The following is a 5,174-nucleotide window of genomic DNA, read 5'->3' on the forward strand; positions in this document are numbered from 1 at the left end:
TGCGGTGCCGGCCCGGGACGGCGGCCGGCGTCGCCGAAGCGCTCGCCGCGCGGCCCGAGGTGCGGTACGCGACCGTGCTCGCCGGCAGCGCCGACTGCTCCGCCGAGTTCGTCCTCCCCTCCTACCGCGACATCGCGCGGCTGCAGGAAAACGGCTTCCCCGGCGACGGCGACGTCCGCGGCGCCGAGACCTTCGCCGTGATGCGGACGTTCACCTCCAACCACGACTGGGACTCCGGCGAGCTGAGCCGCGAAGCCGTCGCCGAGCTGCGCGGCGGGGAGGTGCGGCCGTTCGAGGAGCAGCACTGGGAGCGCCCGCCGGAGCAGCTCGACGAACTGGACCTCGCGATCTGCGCCGCGCTGGGCGAAGACGGCCGGATGGCGTTCAAGGAGGTGTCCAAACTGGTCGACAGCAGTGAGTCCACTGTGGCCAGACGCGTCGATTCGCTGGTGCGCCGCGGGTGCCTGCGGTTCCGGACGCTCGCCGAGCCGTCGATGTTCGGCTACGCCCTCGAATTCATGCTCTGGCTCTCGGTGGTCCCCGGCGAGCTCGACCGCGCCGGGCAGCAGCTCGCCGCGCACCCCGGCACCAAGTACCTCTCGGCCACCACCGGCCGGTTCAACCTCGTCGGCCAGATCGTGCTGCGGCACTACGGCGAGCTGTACCGGCACACCACCGACGTCGTCGGCGCGCTGCCCGGGCTCCGGGAGGCCGACGTGACCCTGCAGGTTTCGACGCTCAAGCGCGCGTGGGCCCCGACGCCCGCCGCCAAGCTGGAGGACGCATGACGGAACAACCGTGGCAGTGGGACGAAGCGACCTGGCGTGGGCATGTCGAACACGTCCGTGCCGGGCGCCCGCTGCGCCCGGCGTCGTGGCCCGGCGGCGCGAAGGTGGCGGTGGCGCTGTCCTTCGACTCCGACCACGAGACACCCGCGCTGCGCGACGGCGAAGTGCTGCCCGGCAAGCTGGCGCAGGGCGAGTACGGCGCCCGCGTCGGCGTCCCGCGCATCCTGAAGCTCCTCCAGCGGCACAACGCACCCGCATCCTTCTTCGTGCCCGCCGTGTCGGCGCTGCTCCACGACGGCGAAGTCAAGTCCTATGTGGACGCCGGGCACGAAGTGGCGCTGCACGGCTGGATCCACGAGCGCAACACCGCCCTCACCGAGACCGAGGAGCGCGACCTCGCCTTCCGCGCCGCGGACGTGCTCGAACGCCTCGCGGGCACCCGCCCGGTGGGTATCCGGACGCCGTCGTGGGACTTCTCCGCGCACACCCTCGCCATCACCCGTGAGCTGGGCCTGACCTACGACTCGTCGCTGATGGCCGACGACGACTGCTACGAGCTGCTCGAACACGGCGAGCCCACCGGGATCGTCGAGCTGCCGGTCGAGTGGATCCGCGACGACGCGCCGTACTTCATGATGGACCGGTTCGCGTCGCTGCGGCCCTACACCCCGCCGCGCGGCGTGCTCTCGATCTGGCGCGACGAGTTCGACGCCGCGTACGCCGAGGGCGGGATCTTCCAGCTCACCCTGCACCCGCACATCATCGGGCACCGGTCCCGGCTCGCGACCCTGGCCGAGCTGCTCGACCACATCGACGGTCACGACGGCGTCTGGTACGCGACGCACGCCCAGATCGTCGACCACGTCCGGCAGGAGCAGCCATGACCACTGTGGACACCGCCGTCACCCACCGCCTGACCGCACAGCAGCGCAAGGCGATCGTCGCCGGCGCCGTCGGCAACACCGTCGAATGGGTCGACTGGGCCGTCTACGCGACCTTCGCGCCCGTCTTCGCCGGTCAGTTCTTCGCCGGTGGCAACGAAACCACCGCCCTGCTGTCCACTTTGGCCGTGTTCGCCGTCGGGTTCGTCCTGCGCCCGATCGGCGGGGCGGTGCTCGGCGCGTACGCCGACCGGAAGGGCCGCAAGAAGGGCCTGACGCTCACCATCTCGCTGATGGCCGGGGCGTCGATCGTCATCGCGCTGTGCCCGACGTACGCGCGGATCGGCGTGCTGGCCCCGATCGTGCTGCTGCTGGCCCGGCTCGTGCAAGGCTTCTCGGCGGGCGGTGAATTCGGTTCCTCGTCGGCGTTCCTCATCGAGTCCGCGGCGCCCGGGCGCCGCGCGTTCGCCGGCTCGTGGCAGCAGGTCTCGGTCGGCCTCGGCTCGCTGATCGCCGCGCTGATGGGCACGATCCTCAACTCGACGCTGTCCGAAGGCGACCTGCACAGCTGGGGCTGGCGGCTCGCGTTCGGCATCGCCGGGCTGCTCGGCCTGGTCGGCCTGTGGCTGCGCGTGTCGGTGCACGAAACCGAGGCGTTCACGAAGATTTCCGCCAAGCCGCGGCGCAACCCGCTCGTCGCGATGCTGCGCGACCACCCGGGCGCGGCGCTGCGCGTGGCCGGGGTGACCATCGCCGGCACCCTGATCTACTACGTGTGGGTGTCCTACATGCCGGCCTACGCCCACCTGAGCACCGGCATCCCGCTCAAGACGGCGCTGCTGGCCAACACCCTGGCCATGGTCGTGTTCATCGCGCTGCTGCCGTTCGGCGGCCTGCTGTCCGACCGGCTCGGGCGCAAGGCGACGATGACCGCGTTCGCCGCCGGGTTCGTGGTGTTCGCCTGGCCCGCGTTCCACTTCCTGGGCAACAGCTTCTGGAGCGTCTTCGTCATCGAGCTGATCGGGCTGGTGCTGATCGTCGGCTACTCGGCGAACTGCGCGGTGATCATGGCCGAGCAGTTCCCGGCCGAGGTGCGCACGACCGGCATCGGCCTGCCGTACGCGCTCGCCGTGGCGATCTTCGGCGGCACCGCGCCGTACGTGACGACCTGGCTGAACGCCCACCACCTCGGTCACCTGGTGTGGGTCTACGTGGCGGCGGCCGCCCTCATCGGCGTCGCGGTCTACCTGACCATGCCCGAGACCAAGGGTAAGGAGCTGTAGTGCGGACCGTGCTCGTCACCGGCGCCGGCGGCGGGATCGGCGCGGCGATCGCCGCCCGGTTCGCCGCCGCGGGCGACCGCCTCGTCCTGGCCGACCTGCGCGCGGCGGAACTGTCCACAGTGGCCGACCGGCTGGCGGCCGACGTCGTCGAGCTGCCCGGCGACCTAGCGGACGCGGAGTTCGCCGAGGGACTCGTCGAGCGGGCCGGTCCCGTCGACGTCCTGGTCAACGCCGCCGGGATCTACCCCGCCACTCCCCTGCTGGAGATGACGGCGGCGGCGTGGGACCACGTGCAGGACGTCAACGTCCGCGCCGCGCTGCTCACGACCGTCGCGTTCGGACGGTCCCACGTGGCCGCCGGGACCACCGGCGCGGTCGTCAACATCTCCTCCGGCGCGGCGACCCGGGCGCGTCCCGGCGCCGCTCACTACGCGACGTCGAAGGCCGCGCTGGAGATGGTCACCAAGGCGTGTGCGGTCGAACTCGGGCCGCACGGCATCCGCGTCAACGCCGTCAGCCCCGGCTTCGTCACCGTGGACAGCGAGGCCAACCCGGTCAGCGAGGCCTACGCGGCCGCGGTGTCGGTGAACCCGCTCGGCCGCCGCGGTGAACCCCGGGAGGTCGCCGACGCCGTCTTCTGGCTCGCCGGGCCGGAGGCGGCCTGGATCACCGGCGCGGTCCTGCGCGTGGACGGCGGGTCCACGGCGGGCGCGGCGGGCCTGCCGCTGCACTGGACCGGCGAAACCGCTGTGCAGCAAGGGAAGGAGGCGCATGTCTGACCGGCGCTCGTACACGGTGGTCGGCGGCGGCGCGATCGGCGGGACGCTCGCGTTCCACCTCGCGCGCGCGGGCCACCCGGTGTCCATCGTGGACACCGACCCGGCGCACGTGGCCGCGATCGCCGCGCACGGCCTCACCCTGCGGCGGCCGGACGGTGACGCGACCGTCGAACTGCCCGCGTTCGCCCCGGAAGCCGCCCCGGCGGTGCTCGGCCGGGTCCTGCTCGCCGTCAAGGCCCAGGCCACCGGAACCGTCTTGGACTGGCTGGCGCCGCGGCTGGCGGACGACGGCTTCGTCGTGTCACTGCAGAACGGGCTCAACGAGCGGCTGATCGCCTCACGCGTCCGTCCGGATCGGACGGTCGGCGCGTTCGTCAACCTGTTCGCCGACGTCGTCGAACCCGGTGTCGTGCGGGACGGCGGCCTCGGCGCCCTGGTCGTCGGCGAGCCCGACGGCCGGATCACGCCGCGGGTCGAGGAGGTCGTGGCGGACCTGCAGGCGTGGGGTCCCGCGAAGGCGACCGCCAACGTCGAGGGCTACCTGTGGGCGAAGCTGGGCTTCGGCGCGATGCTCACCACGACCGCGCTCGCCGACGCGCCGATGGCCGACCTGATCGACCGGCACCGGCCGCTCATGCACGCGCTGGCGGCGGAGGTGTTCGCCGCGGCGGGCGACCGCACGCTGGAGGCGTTCGACCAGTTCGACCCGGCGGCCTACCTGCCCGGTGCGGCGGGGCGCGAGGCGGCGACCGACCGGCTGGTCGCGTGGCTGCGGACCCAGCCGAAGGACCGCAGCGGCATCTGGCGCGACATCGCCGTGCGGCACCGGCCGGTCGAGGTCCACCACCACTACGCGCCGGTGCTCGCCGAAGCGCCCGTGCCGTTGCTGCGCGCGGTGCTGGGCCGGCTGCGGGACGTCGAGACCGGCGCCGTCGCGATGTCCGAAAACCACCTGACCGAACTGGAGCGAGCGCTGTGATCCGGGAACTGCACGAGTGGGTGCGCGCGCACCGCGACGACCTCCTCGCCGACGTCGCCGCCTACGTCGGCATCGAGACGCCCAGCGACGACAAGTCCGCTTTGGACCGTGGACTGTCCTGGGTGGACGGCTGGCTGCGCGACCGGCTCGGCGCGCCCGAGAAGGTCCAGGACGTCGACGGCGGGCCGTACGGCGACATCAAGGTCTACGACTTCGCCGGCACCGGCGAACCGGTGCTGCTGCTCTGCCACTACGACACGGTGTGGCCGCTGGGCACCCTGGCGGAGTGGCCGTTCACGGTGGACGGCGACCGCGCGACCGGGCCGGGGATCTTCGACATGAAGTCGGGACTGGTGCACGCGGTGTGGGCGCTGCGCGCGCTCGACGCCGCCGGGCTGCCGCGCCCGGCCGTGCGGCTGGTCCTCAACGGCGACGAGGAGATCGGCAGCCCGGCGTCGCGGCCG

The 5,174-nt window shown here is 72.7% G+C and carries 6 protein-coding genes; all 6 read left to right on the forward strand.

What is annotated here, in order from left to right:
* The coding region (locus G3I65_RS36615) for an Lrp/AsnC family transcriptional regulator (protein ID WP_160700157.1) at positions 1-788 on the forward strand (788 nt) is incomplete at its 5' end.
* Positions 785-1,672: a polysaccharide deacetylase gene (locus G3I65_RS36620; RefSeq protein WP_160700158.1), complete on the forward strand. Its 888-nt coding sequence runs from the start codon at positions 785-787 to the stop codon at positions 1,670-1,672. The genes G3I65_RS36615 and G3I65_RS36620, both read left to right, overlap by 4 nt.
* Positions 1,669-2,952 carry an MFS transporter gene (locus G3I65_RS36625; RefSeq protein ID WP_160700159.1) on the forward strand — a complete coding sequence of 428 codons (1,284 nt, stop codon included), beginning with the start codon at positions 1,669-1,671 and terminating at the stop codon, positions 2,950-2,952. The genes G3I65_RS36620 and G3I65_RS36625 overlap by 4 nt, the downstream gene beginning before the upstream one ends.
* Positions 2,952-3,731, forward strand: coding sequence for an SDR family NAD(P)-dependent oxidoreductase (locus G3I65_RS36630; RefSeq protein ID WP_160700160.1), 780 nt, complete (start codon positions 2,952-2,954; stop codon positions 3,729-3,731). Before G3I65_RS36625 ends, G3I65_RS36630 begins: the two co-directional genes overlap by 1 nt.
* Entirely contained in the window at positions 3,724-4,710 is a 987-nt protein-coding gene (locus G3I65_RS36635) for a ketopantoate reductase family protein (protein ID WP_166641033.1), read from the forward strand. Before G3I65_RS36630 ends, G3I65_RS36635 begins: the two co-directional genes overlap by 8 nt.
* A partial coding sequence (locus G3I65_RS56620) for a M20/M25/M40 family metallo-hydrolase (RefSeq protein ID WP_309235906.1) occupies positions 4,707-5,174 on the forward strand: 468 nt, incomplete at its 3' end. The genes G3I65_RS36635 and G3I65_RS56620, both read left to right, overlap by 4 nt.

This window comes from Amycolatopsis sp. SID8362 (genome assembly GCF_010550475.1).
In the GTDB taxonomy this organism is placed as follows: domain Bacteria; phylum Actinomycetota; class Actinomycetes; order Mycobacteriales; family Pseudonocardiaceae; genus Amycolatopsis; species Amycolatopsis eburnea.